The sequence below is a fragment of the Streptomyces atratus genome, assembly GCF_014648655.1.
GTDB lineage: Bacteria > Actinomycetota > Actinomycetes > Streptomycetales > Streptomycetaceae > Streptomyces > Streptomyces atratus.
Genome location: NZ_BMRN01000020.1, coordinates 88,771 through 107,875, shown reverse-complemented (window position 1 = coordinate 107,875; position 19,105 = coordinate 88,771). Strand labels below are relative to the sequence as shown.

The 19,105-nt window shown below is 68.4% G+C and carries 15 protein-coding genes and 1 pseudogene; 4 read left to right on the top strand and 12 right to left on the bottom strand.

Going from position 1 to position 19,105, the window contains the following annotated elements; translation table 11 throughout:
• Positions 1-102: 102 nt before the first annotated feature.
• Positions 103-1,419 (top strand): citrate synthase, encoded by a 1,317-nt coding sequence (locus IEZ15_RS27275; RefSeq protein WP_189279778.1) that lies wholly within the window; start codon positions 103-105, stop codon positions 1,417-1,419.
• 29 nt (positions 1,420-1,448) lie between these two features.
• Here IEZ15_RS27275 and IEZ15_RS27270 read toward each other — a convergent pair.
• Positions 1,449-2,443 (bottom strand): annotated as a pseudogene (locus tag IEZ15_RS27270) (LacI family DNA-binding transcriptional regulator).
• A 137-nt stretch (positions 2,444-2,580) separates the two neighbouring features.
• On the opposite strand from IEZ15_RS27270, the gene IEZ15_RS27265 reads away from it, so the two are divergent.
• The gene (locus IEZ15_RS27265; protein ID WP_189279777.1) at positions 2,581-4,272 is read left to right on the top strand and encodes a sensor histidine kinase; all 1,692 of its coding nucleotides are present in this window, start codon (positions 2,581-2,583) and stop codon (positions 4,270-4,272) included.
• Positions 4,269-4,952: a response regulator gene (locus IEZ15_RS27260; RefSeq protein WP_189279776.1), complete on the top strand. Its 684-nt coding sequence runs from the start codon at positions 4,269-4,271 to the stop codon at positions 4,950-4,952. The genes IEZ15_RS27265 and IEZ15_RS27260 overlap by 4 nt, the downstream gene beginning before the upstream one ends.
• A gap of 31 nt (positions 4,953-4,983) precedes the next feature.
• Here IEZ15_RS27260 and IEZ15_RS27255 read toward each other — a convergent pair whose 3' ends face one another.
• The 6 genes from IEZ15_RS27255 to IEZ15_RS27230 form a co-directional block, all read right to left on the bottom strand.
• A complete protein-coding gene (locus tag IEZ15_RS27255) occupies positions 4,984-6,576 on the bottom strand; it encodes a monocarboxylic acid transporter (RefSeq protein WP_189279775.1) in 1,593 nt (530 codons plus the stop codon).
• Positions 6,573-7,016 carry a DUF485 domain-containing protein gene (locus IEZ15_RS27250; protein ID WP_114247071.1) on the bottom strand — a complete coding sequence of 148 codons (444 nt, stop codon included), beginning with the start codon at positions 7,014-7,016 and terminating at the stop codon, positions 6,573-6,575. The genes IEZ15_RS27255 and IEZ15_RS27250 overlap by 4 nt, the downstream gene beginning before the upstream one ends.
• Positions 7,017-7,146: 130 nt before the next feature.
• Complete coding sequence (locus IEZ15_RS27245; RefSeq protein WP_114247070.1) at positions 7,147-7,824, bottom strand: response regulator transcription factor; 678 nt, start codon at positions 7,822-7,824, stop codon at positions 7,147-7,149.
• Complete coding sequence (locus IEZ15_RS27240) at positions 7,821-8,984, bottom strand: sensor histidine kinase (RefSeq protein ID WP_189279774.1); 1,164 nt, start codon at positions 8,982-8,984, stop codon at positions 7,821-7,823. The genes IEZ15_RS27245 and IEZ15_RS27240 overlap by 4 nt, the downstream gene beginning before the upstream one ends.
• The gene (locus IEZ15_RS27235; RefSeq protein WP_189279773.1) at positions 8,981-9,499 is read right to left on the bottom strand and encodes a CcdC protein domain-containing protein; all 519 of its coding nucleotides are present in this window, start codon (positions 9,497-9,499) and stop codon (positions 8,981-8,983) included. The genes IEZ15_RS27240 and IEZ15_RS27235 overlap by 4 nt, the downstream gene beginning before the upstream one ends.
• 128 nt (positions 9,500-9,627) lie before the next feature.
• The gene (locus IEZ15_RS27230) at positions 9,628-11,748 is read right to left on the bottom strand and encodes a DNA gyrase/topoisomerase IV subunit B (protein WP_114247067.1); all 2,121 of its coding nucleotides are present in this window, start codon (positions 11,746-11,748) and stop codon (positions 9,628-9,630) included.
• Between the two features lie 433 nt (positions 11,749-12,181).
• On the opposite strand from IEZ15_RS27230, the gene IEZ15_RS27225 reads away from it, so the two are divergent.
• Entirely contained in the window at positions 12,182-12,415 is a 234-nt protein-coding gene (locus IEZ15_RS27225) for a DUF7455 domain-containing protein (RefSeq protein WP_024489001.1), read from the top strand.
• Between the two features lie 100 nt (positions 12,416-12,515).
• On the opposite strand, the gene IEZ15_RS27220 is transcribed toward IEZ15_RS27225, so the two are convergent.
• The 5 genes from IEZ15_RS27220 to IEZ15_RS27200 all read right to left on the bottom strand — a co-directional run bounded on the left by IEZ15_RS27220 (position 12,516) and on the right by IEZ15_RS27200 (position 19,038).
• Positions 12,516-13,346, bottom strand: coding sequence for a S1 family peptidase (locus IEZ15_RS27220; protein ID WP_189279772.1), 831 nt, complete (start codon positions 13,344-13,346; stop codon positions 12,516-12,518).
• A 131-nt stretch (positions 13,347-13,477) separates the two neighbouring features.
• Complete coding sequence (locus IEZ15_RS27215) at positions 13,478-15,025, bottom strand: RNA polymerase sigma factor (RefSeq protein ID WP_114249338.1); 1,548 nt, start codon at positions 15,023-15,025, stop codon at positions 13,478-13,480.
• 324 nt (positions 15,026-15,349) lie between these two features.
• Positions 15,350-16,237 carry a FadR/GntR family transcriptional regulator gene (locus IEZ15_RS27210; protein WP_189279771.1) on the bottom strand — a complete coding sequence of 296 codons (888 nt, stop codon included), beginning with the start codon at positions 16,235-16,237 and terminating at the stop codon, positions 15,350-15,352.
• Positions 16,238-16,397: 160 nt separating this feature from the next.
• Positions 16,398-18,161, bottom strand: coding sequence for an ATP-binding cassette domain-containing protein (locus tag IEZ15_RS27205; protein WP_189279770.1), 1,764 nt, complete (start codon positions 18,159-18,161; stop codon positions 16,398-16,400).
• A gap of 112 nt (positions 18,162-18,273) precedes the next feature.
• Positions 18,274-19,038, bottom strand: a complete 765-nt coding sequence (locus IEZ15_RS27200) for an NUDIX hydrolase (RefSeq protein ID WP_189279769.1) — start codon at positions 19,036-19,038, stop codon at positions 18,274-18,276.
• Positions 19,039-19,105 lie beyond the last annotated feature (67 nt).

The following is a 19,105-nucleotide window of genomic DNA, read 5'->3' as shown; positions in this document are numbered from 1 at the left end:
CTGTGAGCGTCCCGATGGATCTCATCAATATTGATTCGACCATCTATGATTGACTTCAATCCTGTCAATGTTGATTGCATCAATATGGATACGGTTGGCGACATGAAGGATCAAGCAGCACCCGGTGACGGCCCCGGCGCGACGGCCCCGCAGCGGCTCAGCACCCGGGAGACGGCTGAGCGCCTCGGCGTGAAGCCCGAGACGGTGTACGCCTATGTCAGCCGGGGCCAGCTGAGCAGCAGGCGCGCTCCCGGCGGACGCGGCAGCACGTTCGACGTCGCGGAGGTCGATGCACTGGCCCGGCGCACGGGCCGCCGGGAGTCCTCGGCTGCCACCGGTGATCTGGTCTTCCGTACCGGCATCACCCTGATCGAGAGCGACCGCTACTACTTCCGTGGCGTCGACGCGACCGAACTGGCCAGGCAGTACGCCTACGAGGAGGTCGCCGAATGGCTCTGGACCGGCGACCTGCGGCCCGGCATCCGCTTCACGGCACCCGCTGAGGCGCTGACTGCGGCACGCCGGGCGGTCGACGCGCTGCCCGCGCACAGCGGCTCGACGGACCGGCTACGGGTGGCCGTGATCGCCGCGGCGACCGCCGACCCGCTCCGCTTCGACCTCTCACGCGAGGCAGTGCTCGCCAGTGCACGGAGCCTGATTCCAACCCTGGTCGGAGCGCTACCCCTGGCCTCGGACACTTCTTCGACGGGTGACGGACTTGAAGAGAGGGCGGACAGGAGCGGGGCCGGGCTGGCACGGCGGCTGTGGCCGAAGCTCACTGCCCGGCCGGCCGACGAGCCGTCGGTCGCCGCGCTGGACACCGCCCTCGCCCTGCTGATCGACCACGATCTCGCGGCGTCGACACTGGCCGCCAGGGTCGCCGCATCCGCCCACGCCCATCCGTACGCGGTGGTCTCCGCGGGCCTGGGAGTCCTGGAGGGCCCGCTGCACGGGGCCGCGAGCGGTCTGGCGCACCGAATGCTGACCGAGGTCCTGGAGCGGGGCAGCGCGGTACCGGTGGTCGCGGATCATCTCCGTACGGGACGCAGGGTCCCGGGCCTCGGCCACCGCCTGTACACCTCCGAGGACCCGCGGGCGCAGACGCTGTTCGCCCTGCTCGCAGACGTCCCACAGGCGGCCCCCGCGCTCGCCGCAGCGCGCGACGTGGTCACCACGACCGCCCGCCACGCGCCCCTGCACGCCAATGTCGACCTGGCGCTCGCCGTGCTCTCGGTCTCCTCGGACATGGCCGCGGAGGCAGGCGAGACAGTGTTCGCGGTGTCGCGCACGGCGGGCTGGATCGCGCATGCACTGGAGGAGTACGGGGAACGGCCGCTGCGTATGCGCCCCAGCGGCCAGTACGGAGGCCCCCGCCCCCCTCAGCCGCTGCCCACCCCCGCGAGTGAGCCGCTGCGCTAGACAGCTCGTGCAACGCAAAATCGCGACGGTCAGCAAGAGGTGCGCGGCGGCCGGACGGTGGAGCCGCGCACCACCGGTTCCGGCTCGAAGAGCATCTCGTCGGACGGCACGGTACGCCCCCCGATCTGCACACAGAGCAGCTCGACGGCGGCGCGACCCATGGCCTCGATCGGCTGTCGGACGGTGGTCAGCGGAGGCTCGGTGCAGTTCATGAAGGCCGATTCGTCGTAACCGACGACCGAGACATCGGCAGGGACCGAAAGGCCTCGACGGTGCGCGCCGGGCACAGCTCCGAGCGCGAGCGGATCGCCGGCGCAGATGATGCCCGTGACGCCCCGGCCGAGCAGGCGCAGGGCGGCGGCCTGCCCGCCCTCCAGCGAGAACATGGCCCGGGCCACCCACTCGTCCGGCACGGTCGTGCCCGACTCCGCGGCGATCGCGCGGGCAGCGGCCAGTTTGCGCTGCGAGGGGGCGTGGTCGGAGGGGCCGAGCACCAGGCCGATGCGCTCGTGGCCGAGCGAGACAAGATGGCGCCAGGCCTGTTCCACGGCAACGGAGTCGTCGCAGGAGATGCCGGGGAAGCCGAGATGATCGATGGCCGCATTGATCAGGACGACCGGGATCCTGCGGTCGGCGAGCACCTTGTAGTGGTCGTGCGGGCGTCGGCCCGGTGGTAGAGCCCACCTGCGAAAACCACGCCCGACACCTGCTGCTGAAGGAGCAGCTCGACATAGTCGGACTCTCGGACGCCACCCTTGGTCCGGGTACACAGCACCGGGGTGAGTCCCTGCTGGGCGAGCGCGCCGCCGACGACCTCGGCAAAGGCGGGGAAGATCGGGTTCTGCAGCTCGGGCAGGACCAGGCCGACCAGCCGGGCCCGCTCACCGCGCAACCGGGTGGGGCGCTCGTAACCGAGGACGTCGAGCGCGGAGAGGACGGCCTTCCGGGTTGCGTCCGGGACGCCGGGCTTGCCGTTGAGCACCCGGCCGACCGTGGCCTCGCTGACTCCCACCTTCTGCGCCACCTGAGCAAGTCGTCGCGTCCTGCGCGCAAGATTACGCAAGAAGCGCAAGCAGATTACGGAAATATGGAAACGAGGAGAATCCCGGAAAGCGGAAGGGAATTTCGGAGAGCGTCGGAAAGTCCTCTACCGTTCATACGATGAGCGCTTCACCGCCCACCGCCAGGAGAGCACGCCGACTCGGCTGGCCGCAGCGGGTCTTCTCCCAGGTCCTGCTGATGCAGCTGGCCATCGCCACCGGTGTCACCGTACTCGCCACCGGACTCTTTCTGGCACCCCTCAGCGCACAGCTCGACGATCAGGCGATGCGCCGTGCACTCGCCATCGCGCAGAGCACGGCGGCCCAGCCGCAGATCACGGAGTCACTGCTCTCCACGGCCCCGGCCCCCACCGGACCCGTACAGACCGCGTCCGAGCGGATCAGACGCGCCACCGGCGCCGAGTACATCGTCGTCATGGACCGGCGCGGGGTGCGCTGGTCGCACACCGATACCGACCAGATCGGCAAGGTCGTCTCCACCGACCCGAGCGACGCGCTCGCCGGCCGGAACGTCATGGAGATCGACAGCGGCACGCTCGGCCGCTCGGCCCGCGGGAAGGTACCTCTGCGCGACGGGACGGACCACATCGTGGGCGCGGTCTCCGTCGGGATCGCGTACGACAGTGTCCGCGCCCGGCTCCTCGCGGCGATTCCAGGGCTGTTCGCCTACGCGGGCGGGGCGCTCGCTGTCGGGGCGCTGGCCGCCTGTCTGATCTCCCGGCGCCTCCAGCGGCAGACCCATGACCTCGCCTTCTCCGATATCTCCGCGCTGCTGACGGAGCGCGAGGCGATGCTGCACGGCATCCGGGAAGGGGTCGTGGCACTCGACCGGACCGGCCGCATCCGGCTCCTGAACGACGAGGCGCAGCGGCTGCTCGGGCTCGGCCCCGATGCCGCGGGCCGCCCGCTCGACGCCGTGCTCGGCGAGGGGCGGACCGCCGATGTACTGGCCGGCCGGGTGATCGGCGACGATCTGCTGACGGTGCAGGGCACCCGGGTCCTGCTCGCCAACCGGATGCCGACCGACGACGGCGGCGCCGTCGCCACCCTCCGCGACCGCACTGAACTCGAACATCTCGGCCGCGAGCTCGACTCCACCCGTGGCCTGATCGACGCGCTGCGGGCCCAGGACCACGAGCACGCCAACCGGATGCACACCCTCCTGGGGCTGCTGGAACTGGACATGCACGAGGACGCCATGGAGTACGTCACCGAGGTCGTCGGCGTCCACCGGGCAACGGCCGAGCAGGTCACCGAGAAGGTGCACGACCCACTGCTGGCCGCGCTCCTGGTCGGCAAGGCCACGGTTGCGGCGGAGCGCGGCGTCGCGCTCCGCATGGCCCCCGGGACCCTGCTACCGGACCGGCTGGTGGACCCTCGCGGGCTGGTCACCGTCGTCGGCAACCTCGTGGACAACGCACTGGACGCTGCGGCCGGAGCGGACGGTGCCCTGATCGAGGTGGGCCTGCACGCCGAGGGCCGTACCGTGGTGCTGCGGGTCCGCGACAGCGGCCCCGGGGTTCCGCCCGGGCAACGCGAATCGATCTTCACGGAGGGCTGGTCGACGAAGGCACTCCCGGCGCACGGCAAGCGCGGCCTGGGCCTTGCACTGGTGCGGCGGCTGGCGGAACGGCAGGGTGGCGGAGTCACTGTCGACGGGGCCGCGGACGGTGGCGCCGAGTTCACCGTCGTGCTGCCGGAAGCCTTGGCCGTCCAGGACATACAGGACCCTGAAATGACTGAACGGGAAATGGCCGAACCGAAAACCGGCATCGTGGGAGAGGCTCAGTGATCGAAGTCCTGGTCGTGGATGACGACATCCGGGTCGCGAAGGTCAATGCGGCCTATGTCTCCAGGGTGCCGGGATTCCGGGTGGCCGCCCAGGCGCACTCCGCCGCCGAAGCCCTGGCCACGATCGAGGAACAGCGTGTGGACCTGGTCCTGCTGGACCACTACATGCCCGAACGCAACGGTCTGACGATGGTGCGTGAGCTGCGCAGGCTCGGTCACCACACCGACGTGATCATGGTGACGGCGGCGCGCGACGTCGCCACCGTCCAGGAGGCCATGCGACACGGCGCGTTGCAGTACCTGGTGAAGCCGTTCACCTACGCGGGGTTGCGTACCAAGCTGGAGGCGTATGCGACTCTGCGCCACACCCTCGAAGGCGGCGGCGAGGCGGAGCAGGGTGAGGTGGACCGGCTCTTCGGCGCCCTGTGGGCGGCGGGCGAACCCGACCTGCCCAAGGGCCACTCACCGACCACGGCGGAGCTGGTCAAACAAGCGCTCCGGAGCGCCGAAGGACCACTCTCCGCGCAGGAGATCGCGGAGAGTGCCGGGATGAGCCGGCAGACCGCCCAGCGCTATCTGAAGCTGCTGGAGAGGACCGGCAGGGTGCGGCTGACGCTGCGGTACGGCGAGACGGGCCGCCCGGAACACCGCTACACCTGGTCCACCGGCAGGCAGGCCTGAGAGATCCGGTCCGTACGGTACGCACGCGCGGCTACACCGCCCCTGCCCCGGTCAGCGCACGGACCTCGGTCTCCGCATGTTTGGCGGCGTCGGGCGGCTCGGTGGACGTGACAGTTCCGATCCAGCCGGCCAGGAAGCCCAGCGGAATGGAGACCAGGCCGGGGTTCTCCAGGGGGAAAAGCTGGAAGTCGGCGCCGGGGAAGAGCGAGGTGGGGCTGCCGGAGACGACCGGGGAGAGCAGCACGAGCAGCACGGCGGGGATCAGCCCGCCGTAGACCGACCAGACCGCTCCCCGGGTGGTGAAGTTCCGCCAGAACAGGGAGTACAGCAGCACGGGGAGGTTGGCCGAAGCGGCGACGGCGAACGCGAGCCCCACCAGGAACGCCACATTCAGATCCTGGGCGACCAGACCGAGCCCGATGGCGGCCATCCCGATCCCCGCTGCGGCGACCCGGGCCACGGTGACCTCCCTGTACTGCTTGGAACCAGGACGCCTGAGCGAGGCGTAGAGGTCATGGGCCACAGAGGCGGACGAGGCGAGGGTGATCCCCGCGACGACGGCAAGGATGGTCGCGAAGGCGACGGCGGCGACCACGGCGAACAGAATCGTTCCCCCTGTGGATCCTTCGCCACCGCCGAGCACCAGGGCCAGCAGCGGAACCGCTGTGTTCCCCCCGGAATTCGACGCTCGTACCTCCGCCGAGCCGACCAGTGCCGCCGCCCCGAATCCGAGCACGATCGTCATCAGGTAGAAGCTTCCGATGAGCCCGATGGACCAGACGACCGAACGGCGGGCCGCACGGGCGGTGGGCACGGTGTAGAACCTCGACAGGATGTGCGGCAGCCCCGCCGTACCGAGTACCAGGGCCAGGCCCAGGCTGATGAAGTCGATCCGTGCCGTCCAGGATCCGCCGTACCGGAGGCCGGGCGAGAGGAACCGGCTTCCATGCCCGCTCCGTTCGGCGGCGGAGTTGAGCAGGGCATTGAAGTTGCCGTGGAAGTGGACCAGGACGAGCACGGTGAGCACGACCGCTCCCCCAATCAGCAGGACGGCCTTGACGATCTGGATCCAGGTGGTGGCGCGCATCCCGCCGAGCGATACGTAGATCACCATGAGCGCCCCGACACCGATGACGGTCCAGGAACGGGCAGCGCTGCTCGTACCGCCGAGAAGCAGCGCGATCAGGCTGCCCGCGCCCACCATCTGTGCGACGAGATAGAGCACGGAGACAGTGACGGACGAGGTGCCGGCGGCGATCCGGACCGGGCGCTCCGCCATCCGCGCCGCCACCACGTCGGCGAGTGTGAACCGGCCGCAGTTGCGGACCAGTTCGGCGACCAGGAGCAGGACGATGAGCCAGGCGACGAGGAACCCGACCGAGTAAAGCATGCCGTCGTAGCCGAAGAGGGCGATCAGGCCGGAGATGCCGAGGAAGGACGCGGCCGACATGTAGTCGCCGGCGATGGCGAAACCGTTCTCCATGGGGGAGAACAACCGGCCGCCGGCATAGAACTCCTCTGCCGAGCCGTGCCGGTTACGGCTCACCCAGGTGGTGATGGCAAGCGTCACTGCGATGAAGGCGCTGAACAGCAGGAGCGCCAGGGTCTGGTGGTTCCCGTTCAACGCCCGATCCCCCGCGTCATCTCCTGTGTCTCCCAGCGCAGATCGAGTGCGGCCCGGTCCCTGCGAAGTCGTGCGTGACGTGCGTATGCCCCGGTGAGAAGAAACGTCGTGAGGAACTGCCCGAGCCCTGCGGCCATCGCGACATTGACCGCTCCGGCCACCGGACGGGCCATCAGCCCGGGTGCGGTGATCGCGGCGACGACGTAGGCGAGATACCAGACGAGGAAGGCGAGGGTGGCGGGGATGACGAACCGCCGGTACCGACGGCGCACTTCCTGGAAGGCCTCGCTGCGCTGCACCTCCAGATAGATGCCGGCCGCACTGTGGCCGCGCTGCGGGTCAGCGTGCCCGGGTGGTCCGGCGGGAGCAAAGCTCCCTGCACCATCCGACTCGCCCCATCCGGAGGCCAGCGCGTCGTCCCACGGGTCGTCGAGTCGCATCGCTGCGGCCTCGTGCCCTGCTTCCTTCTCCACCGAACAACTCCCCTTGTCCACAGACCACTTCGGCCGTGTACCCAAGAATGGGCAGATCGGGAAGATCTCGGGCATTCATTCGCCCGTCTTCACCACTTCAGGTGAAGGTTGACCCGGGCGGCTGTGCGAGGCCCCGAACGTACGCATAGCGAACGGCCTGTGCCCGGTCGCGTACTCCGGCCTTGGCGAAGAGGTTGTTGATGTGGCTTTTCACGGTGGCCTGCGAAATGTGCAGCCTGCGGGCGATCTCCAGGTTGGACAGCCCCTCCGCGATCAGCACCAGCACTTCCAGCTCACGTGGTGTCAGACCGTCGGGCAGCTGGGGCTCGGGGGCCGAACCGGGCGACGGGGGCTGCGTGGTGACGCGCTCCAGCAGACGGCGCTGCACGGACGGCGAGAGCCCGGCCTCGCCCGACAGCACGGCCTGGATGGCCCGCACGATCTCATCGCCCCCGGCGTCCTTGGTGAGATAGCCCCGGGCTCCCGCCTGCAGCGCGGGGAAGAGCGATTCGTCATCCGCAAATGTCGTGAGCACCACCACCTGGGTTCCTGGATACTCCTTGCGGATCCGCCGTGTTGCCTCCGCCCCGTCGCAACGGGGCATCCGCAGATCCATGAGAACCACGTCGGGGGCCAGCTCGGCCACGAGCGCGACGGCCTCTTCACCGTCCTTCGCCGACCCGACCACCTCGATTCCGGGCAGCAGCCCCAACAGCATCACGATTCCTTCGCGCACCACCGACTGGTCATCGGCGACCACGACCCGCGCGTTCACGCGGGCACCCGCAGACTCACCACGAAACCCTCCTCGCCGGGACCGGCCTCCAGCGTCCCGCCCATCAGCTCAGCTCGCTCCCGCATCCCCAGCAGACCGTATCCGGAGCCACTGACGGCGAGCTCCTCCTCGTGTCCGTGCCCACCCGAGTCCCGGACCTTCAGAACGATTTCGTCCGGCAGATACTCCAGCCGTACCAGGACCCTGGCCCCCGGTGCGTGCTTGCGCACATTGGTCAGGGCCTCCTGCGCCACCCGCCGGACCGTCTGCGACGCCTCAGCGGTCAGCACCCTCTGTTCCCCCGACACGCTGAGCTCGGCGGGCTCCGCGGCCACCAGCTGCCGCAGGAAATCCTCCACCGGGGACACCTCCCCCCGGAGCGCCGACAGAGCCTGACGGGTCTCCGCAAGCCCCTGACGCGCCATGGAGCGTGCAGCCACCACCCGCTCGAGCACCCGGTCCCGGAACTCGCCCGCGGGCTCCCGCTCGATCAGCAGTCGCGCCGCCTCCAGATGTACCAGCTGCGCCGAGAGGCTGTGAGCGAGCACGTCGTGGATCTCCCGGGCGATCCTGGCCCGCTCGTCCAGGGCAGCCGTCTCGGCCTCCGCCGCGCGGGCCGCCCGCTCCTGCGTGAGAAGTCTCTGGGTGCTGCCTCGGGCCTCGGCATCCAGTCTGATCACGTAGCCCGCCAGGGAGAGGCCCGCTGTGGTCATGGCCGTGGTCAGCCAGCCGTCGGTGTTGACGGCGCCGTACGCGCCGAGTGCGACGGCCGTGGTCGGAAGGCCCGCCGCGAGCGGCAACCTCTCCAGCGCGGCGACCGCGCAACCGCACCACAGGATCATCGCGGGCACACCGGCACCGGCCTGTTGCGCACCGAGTGCCGCCACCATCAGCAACACCAGAAGTCCCAGCGATGGCCACAGCCGGTGTTCCAGGCTGGTCCGGAAGAACGCCCACGCGGCAACCGCACAGCCCAGTACGCCCACCAGTCCGAGCGCAAGTTCCCAGGGCCCGAACCGTTCGCCGGTGAATGTGCCCCAGAGCATGGCGGTGAGCAGACCCAGCCGGATGGACCAGGCGATCGCCGCCCGTGGGCGGGGGCGGCTCGCCCGTGAGAGGGCTTCCCTGGACGGCCAGCTCGTCCAGATCGTGCGAGTCACACACGGTCCTTCCACGCCGGCTGCGACGACATCACGTCGGCGGAGCCACCGTACGCCGGACGCATCTGCCCAGCCCGCCACATCAGCACACCACTGCGCACCGCCAACGTAACCGCGAGAGCCGACAACAGTGCGGCGCTGCCCTGATGTATGCCCATCAGCGCGGCAGCCCCGTAGAGGGCCGCCCGCAGCGCCAGTCCCCCTGTCCAGACGAAGACGGTGGCCTTGGTGCCCTTGCTCCACAGCGAGCCGTCCGCCTCGCGCCACAGCCGAGAGGTCCGGCCCCAGCCGGCGCCGGTCACCAGCCCCACCGCCAGCTCTGCGCCCAGGACCGCCACGGACAGCGCCTCGTGACGCGGATCCACCAGCCCCGGCTCGCGCAGCGACATGACGAGGAGAATGCCCGGCAGGATCCACCAGCGCTTGTCGTCGGAGATCCGCCGTGACGAGCACTGGCGGACCACGACAACAGCGATGACGGCGACGATCACCAGGACATTGACAAGCCCGGACATGGCTGCCTCCGAGATGCGGGAAGGTTGAACGCCTTCGACGCTACGGAAACGACCAGGTCAGAGGATCGGCTCAGGGGTTGGTCCTGGGTGGAGCCGCCGTCTCCACCCAGGGGTGGAGACGGCGACGCTCAGGCGTCGATGCGTGAGCGGTCCAGGGTGGCGGCCGAGCTGGTGATGAACTCCTTGCGTGGCGCCACCTCATTGCCCATCAGCAGATCGAAGACCTGCTCGGACGATTCCAGGTCGCCGATGTTGATCCGCCGCAGTGTGCGGTACCGGGGGTCCATCGTGGTTTCCGCCAGTTGGTCGGCGTCCATCTCGCCCAGACCCTTGTAGCGCTGGATCGAGTCCTTGTACCGGATGTTCTTCCGCTGCAGTTCCAGCAGCCGCTGACGCAGCTCGCCGTCGGAGTACGTGTAGATGTACTTGTCCTGGCCCTTCTTGGGCTGGACAAGCTCGATCCGGTGCAGCGGGGGTACGGCGGCGAAGACCCGACCTGCCTCGACCATGGGTCGCATGTAGCGCTGGAACAGCGTCAGCAGCAGAATGCGGATGTGCGCGCCGTCGACATCGGCGTCCACCAGCAGGACGATCTTCCCGTAGCGAGCGGCGTCGATGTCGAAGGTCCGTCCCGACCCGGCTCCTATGACCTGGATGATCGCACCGCACTCGGCGTTCTTCAGCATGTCCGAGACGGATGCCTTCTGGACATTGAGGATCTTGCCCCGGATCGGCAGCAGTGCCTGGAACTCGCTGTTCCGGGCGAGCTTGGCCGTACCGAGCGCGGAGTCGCCCTCGACGATGAAGAGCTCGCTGCGGTCCACGTCGTCGCTGCGGCAGTCGGCGAGCTTCGCCGGCAGCGAGGAGGACTCCAGCGCTGTCTTGCGGCGCTGTGCATCCTTGTGCTGGCGGGCCGCGATGCGGGTGCGCGCGGCCGCCACGGCCTTGTCCAGGACCGCCCTGGCCTGGGCCTTGGCATCACGCTTCGTCGAGGTCAGGAACGCCTTGAGCTCCTTGGCCACGACGTTGGCGACGATCCGGTTGGCCGCCGAGGTGCCGAGCACCTCCTTGGTCTGGCCCTCGAACTGCGGCTCCGCCAGTCGCACGGTGACGACCGCGGTGAGACCCTCCAGTGCGTCGTCCTTGACGATGTCGTCCTCGGCGACGCGGAGCAGCTTGGCGGAGCGCAGCGCCTCGTTGACCGTCTTGGTCACGGAGCGTTCAAATCCGGTCACATGGGTGCCGCCCTTGGGGGTGGCGATGATGTTGACGAAGGATTTGAGGTTGGTGTCGTATCCGGTGCCCCAGCGCAGGGCGATGTCGACGGCGAGTTCGCGGGTGACCTCGGTCGCCGTCATGTGTCCGCGTTCGTCCAGGACCGGCACGGTTTCCTTGAAAGTGCCCTGACCGGTCAGGCGCAGGACGTCGCAGACCGCCTTGTCCTGGGCGAGGTACTCGCAGAATTCACTGATTCCGCCGTCGAAACGGAAGGTCTCCTCGGTCTTGCCCTCGCCGTCGAGAGCGCGCTCGTCACGGACGACGATCGTGAGGCCGGGGACGAGGAAGGCCGTCTGCCGCGCCCGCTGATGGAGCGTCTCCAGGTTGAGCTTGGCGTCCTTGAGGAAGATCTGCCGGTCCGCCCAGTAACGCACCCTGGTGCCGGTGCGCGCCTTCGGCACCCGCTTGCCCTTGAGCAGGCCGTTGGCCGGGTCGAACGGGCTGTCAGGCCCCTGCTCGGTGAAAATCCCCGGGACTCCGCGCCGGAAGCTGATCGAGTGGGTCGCGCTGTTGCGGTCGACCTCGACGTCCAGCCGGGCGGAAAGCGCGTTGACCACAGAGGCGCCGACGCCGTGCAGACCGCCCGACGCGGCATAGGAGCCGCCGCCGAACTTTCCACCGGCGTGCAGCTTTGTCAGCACGACTTCGACGCCGGACAGGCCCGTCTTGGGCTCGACGTCGACAGGGATGCCGCGCCCGTTGTCCCGGACCTCCACGGAATTGTCGTCGTGAAGGATGACCTCGATGTGATCGCAGTAGCCGCCCAGAGCCTCGTCGACCGAGTTGTCGATGATCTCCCAGAGGCAGTGCATGAGGCCGCGGCTGTCGGTGGACCCGATGTACATCCCGGGACGCTTGCGAACCGCTTCGAGCCCCTCGAGTACGAGCAGGTGCCGCGCAGTGTAGTTGGAACCGTCTCGGTCTGCTCCAGTCAGCAGCGCAGTGGACGGCACGGACGTATCGGCGGTCACGCGGTTCGCTCCTCGCTGAATTTCATTTGGGGCCCAGTCGGTAGCGGGCTCGGCTTCGGTCGCCGCTGAGAGGGTACCGAGGCCTGGTAGAGCGGTTGTAACGCCACCCTCCAGAACCCTCACACTAGTCCAGCCTCGCATACACGTTCGATCCCTCGTAGGAGTGACGTGAACATCACGTTCCCTTCCAGGCATGAACCATTTAGGCTCCGGGCACGTCCTCATGAACAAACCGGCAAGCCAGCCGGGAGGATCCACCAAGACAAGCAACGCGAAACCGTAGCGCTACGCAATACGGCACATTCGCCGCCAACCGGCAACAGACAGCCATTTTGAGAAGAAGTTTCGAAGAAAAGCCACGAGCGGGAACGTTTTCGGCCTGGTTGGATGTTGACCCTGGTACGACAGCTCGTCGAGCTAGAGAAGAGGCGACGTGACTACTGTTCTGACCCCCGCGAGCCCGCTGACCGCAGCAGACCGCTGCGACCGTTGCGGCGCCCAGGCCTATCTGCGCGTCGTCCTGATCAGCGGCGGTGAACTGCTCTTCTGCGCCCACCACGGTCGCAAGTTCGAGCCGGAACTCAAGAAGATCGCCGCGGAAATACAGGATGAGACGGACCGGCTGACGGCCGTGCAGGCCCAAGCCGCCGAAGAGGAACAACACTGACACCTCGCATCCACGACGAGCCAGGGTCAGGTCCCGGACCTGACGGCGGGCGGCTTCCCGATCGGGAAGCCGCCCGTTCTCGCACCCGCAGTGATGTCGTTCAGCTACCGCCCGGCATCCAGCCGATCGCAGCGGAAATCCGCGTGTACACGCCGGGGCTCCCGACCCGGGCGCAGCCGTTCCCCCAGGACACCAGCCCGATGAGCCGCCCACGGGCCACCAGCGGCCCGCCGCTGTCGCCCTGGCATGCGTCGTGCCCGCCCAGCAGTTCGCCCGCGCAGAGCATCGCTGAGGCGTCGTACGTACCGTCTCTGCCACCCGGGTAGGCCTGCCGGCACAGGCTGTCCGGCAGGACGCTCACTTCGGCGGAGCGGAGTGACGACGCATAGTCGCTATTGCCGGTCGTGTCACCCCATCCGTAGACGACGGCGCCGGTACCCGGCTCGTATGCCGCGTCACCGGATTCAGCCATCGGGATCACGCTCTTGGCGGGCAGTGCGTCGGCCAGGGTGAGCACCGCCAAGTCCCCCGCGTTCGTGGTGGGGTCGAACCCCGGATTACTCCACGCCGCCTGTACCGGTGCCTCCTGCCCGCCGGTTCCGCGCAGGACGTCCCGGCCGGAGATGACCCGCAGATCGCGCAACTCGCCGACATCGACGCCGAGCGCTTCCCGGTTCAGGCAGTGCGCAGCAGTCAGTACCTTCTTCGGCGCCACCACGACACCGCCGCAGAACTGCCCGGCGCGTGTCTCTCCGAACCGGTCGCGACTGGACAGTGCCACAACCCAGGGGCTGTCCTTGACGTGTGCGGGCTGGCCACCGATGACGATGCTGTCCGAAACAGCTGCAGCAGGGGATCCGAGCGGTATCGCTGCCGTTGCCGCAACAAGGGCGAACACCCCGGCCATGGCGCAAAAAACTGTACGGGACATGCACACTCCTGACTCTGTGGTGAACCATTCACACCCAGAGTCATCCGACCCGTCGCCGACCGCACCCGCAGATAGGCCGAAGGCCCGGCTCCCCACGGGAGCCGGGCCTTCGGTCTGTGTACTCCTGGGACCTAGTCGAGGTAGTCGCGCAGCACCTGCGAACGCGACGGATGGCGCAGCTTCGACATGGTCTTCGACTCGATCTGACGGATGCGCTCGCGCGTCACGCCGTAGACCTTGCCGATCTCGTCCAGCGTCTTCGGCTGTCCGTCGGTGAGGCCGAAGCGCATCGAGACCACGCCCGCCTCACGCTCGGAGAGCGTGTCGAGCACCGAGTGCAGCTGCTCCTGGAGGAGCGTGAAGCTGACCGCGTCGGCCGGGACGACCGCCTCGGAGTCCTCGATCAGGTCACCGAACTCGCTGTCCCCGTCTTCACCCAGCGGGGTGTGGAGGGAGATCGGCTCACGACCGTACTTCTGGACCTCGATGACCTTCTCGGGGGTCATGTCGAGTTCCTTGGCCAGCTCCTCCGGCGTGGGCTCGCGGCCCAGGTCCTGGAGCATCTGACGCTGTACACGGGCGAGCTTGTTGATGACCTCAACCATGTGCACCGGGATGCGAATGGTGCGGGCCTGGTCGGCCATGGCGCGGGTGATCGCCTGACGGATCCACCAGGTGGCGTACGTGGAGAACTTGTAGCCCTTGGTGTAGTCGAACTTCTCGACCGCGCGGATCAGACCGAGGTTGCCCTCCTGGATGAGGTCCAGGAAGAGCATGCCGCGGCCGGTGTAGCGCTTGGCCAGCGAAACCACGAGACGGAGGTTGGCCTCCAGCAGGTGGTTCTTGGCGCGGCGGCCGTCCTCGGCGATGATCTCCAGTTCGCGCTTGAGCTTCGGCGCGAGTTTGTCGGAGTTCGCCAGCTTGTCCTCGGCGAACAGACCGGCCTCGATGCGCTTGGCGAGCTCGACCTCCTGCTCGGCGTTGAGGAGGGGAACCTTGCCGATCTGCTTCAGGTAGTCCTTGACCGGGTCAGCGGTGGCGCCGGCGACGGCGACCTGCTGCGCAGGTGCGTCGTCCTCGTCGTCGTCGGAGAGGACGAAGCCCTTGTTCTCGCCCTCGCCCTCCTCTTCCTCGCCCTTGCCGGCCTTTACTTCTTCGGCCGCCTCGTCGCCGTCGAGGAGCTCGTCGTCCTGCTTTCCGGACTTCTTCGTTGCTGTCTTCTTGGCCGCCGTCTTCTTCACGGCGGTCTTCTTGGCGGCCGTCTTCTTGGCTGCCGCCTTCTTCGCAGGGCCGGCCGCGGCAGCGTCGTCAGCCACCACGTCCACGGTCTCTGCCGACGGGGCGGCAGTGGCCGCAACGGTCCTGGTCACGGTCGTCTTGGCCGCGACAGTCTTGGTGGCGGTGCGCTTGACCGGGCTCTTTGCTGCGACGCTCTTGCGGGCACGCTTTGACGGCTCCGCGGCACTGACCATCAGCGTCACACCCTCTTCCTCGAGGATCTGGTTGAGGCTGCGCAGAACATTCTTCCACTGGGTTGGCGGAATCTGGTCAGCCTCGAAGGCCCGACGCACGTCATCGCCGGCGATCTGCCCATCAGCCTTTCCCCGCTCGATGAGCGCCATCACAGACTCGGACTCGGCGATCTCCGGCGGGAGCGTACGGGATGTGCTGGCCGACACGAACAACCTCTCGGAACGATGGAAACGGCTTCCGGCCCGGCCCTGGAGTGGGCTGGAGCCGACGACCGTCGGGCTGGGAATGTACCGACGGCGCGGGTTTGGCCTCAGAACTGCACAGCGCACTGAATGGCTGCTGTATTCCTTCCGCGGCGGTCACCTCTTAAGTCATCGCACTGTTTCGAGGAGTGTTACGCCCAATCCGCGTGGCCCGAGTCACACCTCATTTGCGACGAACGTGACCAGAGGTACCGTCCCCCCACAATTGTGCCGCCGGACCACTGGGGCCCGGCGACACGTGGTTCGTACACCCTGGCCGTGTTGCTCTCAGTGCTCGCGGGGCGCGGGCACCACCCGTTCCACCTCCGGCTGGACGACGAGCAGTTGGCGCATGGCGGCTTCGGCGCCCGCCGAGTCGCCGGATGCAAGGGCATCGACGATCCGGGCATGGTGACCGAGGGATGTCTCACTGGGGCGGTCGCAGCCCGTGACGGGACCACCCGAGACCTGCAGCGCCGCCGAGACGATGCCGGAGAGGTGCTCAAGCATGCGATTGCCCGCCGCCTGGATGAGCAGGGAATGGAACTCCACGTCGGCCCGGGAGCAGGTGATCCCGTCACCCTGCCCGAGCGCGTGCCCCATGATCTCGACCATGTCACCGAGGCGCTGCTGAATGTCCTCACGACCATGGCCTGCGGCGAGACGGGCAGCGAGCGGCTCGATCGTCCACCGGAGCTCCCCCAGCTCACGGCGCTGATCCTCGCGCTGAGGACCGAAGGCGCGCCATTCGATGATGTCAGGGTCCAGCAGATTCCAGTCGCTGACGGGGCGGACCCGGGTACCCACATTGGGCCGGGCGCTGACCAGGCCTTTGGCCTCAAGAACGCGCAGCGATTCACGTACGACGGTGCGGGAGACCTCGAAACGCTGACCGATCTCTTCCGGTACGAGGGGGCGATCGGCGCCCAGATCGCCGGAGACGATCATCTGTCCCAGCTGCTGAACGAGTTGGCCGTGGAGGCCACGGCCACGGCTGGCCGAGCCTCGTCGGCTCGCCCGGCCGAGCTCGGCATCGGGACCGTCCCAGGAGCGAAGAGCGGCACGCTCGCCAGCCGGCGCCTCCGCATACGGGTAGCGGTCGAGTTCACCCGGGCCGGCGAGGCCGGAATCGGCGGAGCGGGCGGCGGTCATCATGGTGTGCGCAAGGGTACTCACGCATCCTTTGTCGGCGCGGCCCAGCCGCCCCTTGAGGTCTTTGGTGAAAAGCACACGAAAGGGTGATCGGCACCCACCCCCCAATTGACGCCTTATTGGTTGAAATCGGTCACCTCCTAGGAAGTTGTGAGGCTCGGAGCGATTCACCACCACCCTGCGATCACCAACGGACCCTGCCGCGAAGGCTGGTGAACAGATACGCACAGATCAGGACCGACAACGACAACGACAACGCAGCCCCCACGGGGTGTGCCACCACGCGCACGACAGCTGCCACCCATCGGTCCGTCTCCTGCGGCCAGCGCGGCCACACCAGTCCACGGAGCCTGCCTGGAAGGCCGACGGCCGACCGAGATGCCTGACCCGCCAGCAAGCCCTGGACAATCGGCACGACGAGCACAGGAACGGCAAGTACCGCAGCGATACCGGCCGTCGTCGCTCCGAAGACTCCGGCAGCCAGGAGGCCCGCCCAGGCGCAGCCCACGGTCAGACCGGCCCAACTCACGCCCAGATAAACCGAATTCGAAGGAACCTTGATCTCGTTGCCGTACACAAGGTGAAGGGCTTCGGCGGAGGCCAGCACGACAGCCAGAGCGAGCACCAGGGCGACGCCCGCTGACACCACGAGCTTCGCAAGAAGCAACCCCAGGCGGCGCGGAACACTGCCTCTGCCCGCCGCCAGCGCGGGGTAGCGGAACTCGTCGCCGAACGAGAAAGCACCGAGCAGTCCGGCCCCGACCGCTGCGGGCGGCAGTGGCAGCAGCGACGGCCAGGCCGCCAACACCTTCGGCAGCTGAGCATGGCCGGAGCGGGCGAGGAGGACGGAGAGCCCGACCGAGGCGACCAGAACAGCACCCACGATCAAGGCTGTTGTTCTGACACCGAGGAGGCGGCGCAGTTCGTATCGCAGCGGGTGGAGCGGACCACGGAGCGGGCGGCGTCGGGTCGGCGGCGACAGTTCCGAGCCGGCCGCCCGCGCCTGCGGTCGCGGTTCGGCTTGCCCCTCACCTTGGCCGACAGCGGGGTCTGCGGCATCTGCAGGTTCTGCGGGACCGGCGTCGCCGACCTCGTCGGCAAGCCGGTGCACCGGAAGCCCGTGCCGGAATGCCGCGTCGCCGATCTCCGCGCAGGTGGAGCCGTACACGGACAGGAGGCTGCCTGCTTCGGTGACCACCTCGACGGAGCGCCTGGCCGCTCGGGCCTCGCGGCTGACGACGGCGGCAAGGCGGGCTGCGTGTGGGGTACGGACTGCGACCCGGGGGCGGAGGCGGGTCCGGGAGAAGTCCCTGATGCTCTGGTCGGCGACGAGACGTCCGCCGTCGATGGTGACCACATGGTCGGCCGTTCGCGCGGCCTCCTTGGGATCGGTCGTGGTGTACAGGACGGTCCCGCCCTGGGCGGCATGGGCCTGCAGCAGCCCGCGCAACCAGCACTCCTCGCGCGGAGAGAGACCTTCGGCGGGGTCGTCGAGGATGAGCGTGTGCGGGTCGCCGAGCAGCGCCGAAGCGAGGGCGAGCAGGCGGTCCATGCCGAGCGGGAGTGTGCCGATGCGCTGGTCCCGGAGTCCGGCAAGACCGACGGCCTCGAGCAGTTCATCAGCACGGGACGCCGGTACGCCTGCGGCGGCGCAGAGCATGCGGAGCTGGCCGCGGGCGGTACGGGCGGGGTGACCCGGTGCGTCCCCGAGGAGTACGCCCACCTCACGGGCGGGGTGCGGGATGCGGTGCAGCGGTCTGCCCCGGAAGCAGGTGACCCCCCACCCCGAGTCGAGTTCGAGCATCAGGCGGAGGGCTGTGGTCTTGCCCGAGCCGGGGGCGCCCAGAAGTGCGGTGACGCGGCCCGGCCGGGCTTCGAAGGTGAGATCGTCCACGGCAGCCGGAAGGCCACGGTGGCGGGCGCTGGTGAGTCCGATGACCTGGAGCATCGCTTCTCTCGCGGAAGGTGAGACCGCCCGGCGGCAGGGCGGGTACCGCAGCAAGATAACGCGACATATCCGACTTTTTGCGCAGCGCCGACCTTGCGGGCGTTCCGCAAGGTCAGACTTCTGGCCTCAGCATCGGCGGGTTGAGCACCGTGGCCGCGCCGGCCCGGAAGAGCTGGGCAGGGCGGCCGCCCTGCCGAGTGGTCGTCCCGCCGGCAGGCACCAGAAAGCCGGGCGTGCCTGTCACCTTGCGGTGAAAGTTCCGCGGGTCGAGGACAACGCCCCACACTGCCTCGTACACCCTCCGAAGCTCGCCGACCGTGAAAGCCGGCGGGCAGAAAGCGGTGGCCAGAGAGGAGTACTCGATCTTGGAACGCGCCCGTTCGACCCCGTCGGCAAGGATCTGCGCATGATCGAAGGCGAGTGGGGCCTGGTTTTCGCCCTCATGGCCGAAGCCACCCTCCTGTCCGAGCAGATCCTCGACAGGCGCCCAACGCGCACTGTTCGCATCGCCACCCGCCCGGGGGGCCGGAAGATCAGGGGCCAGAGCGAGGTGAGCGACGCTGACAACCCTCATCCGTGGGTCACGCCCGGGGTCGCCGTAGGTGGCGAGCTGTTCGAGATGGGCGCCGTTGCCGACCGCCGGGGCTGCGGGATCCTGGGCGCACAGACCGGTCTCCTCGACGAGTTCGCGCGCTGCTGCGGCTCCGAGATCCTCATCAGCTTTGACGAACCCGCCGGGCAGCGCCCATCGGCCCTGGAACGGCGGCTCACCGCGGCGTACCACCAGCGCGCAGAGCGCATGACGGCGCACCGTGAGCACGACCAGGTCGACGGTGACAGCAAAGGGCGGGAAGGTCGACGGGTCGTAGGGCGGCATGCCGTGATCATAGTCGTCTGCCTGACGATAAACACTCCCTTCGCCGTGCTCTTCGTCCGTCATGACG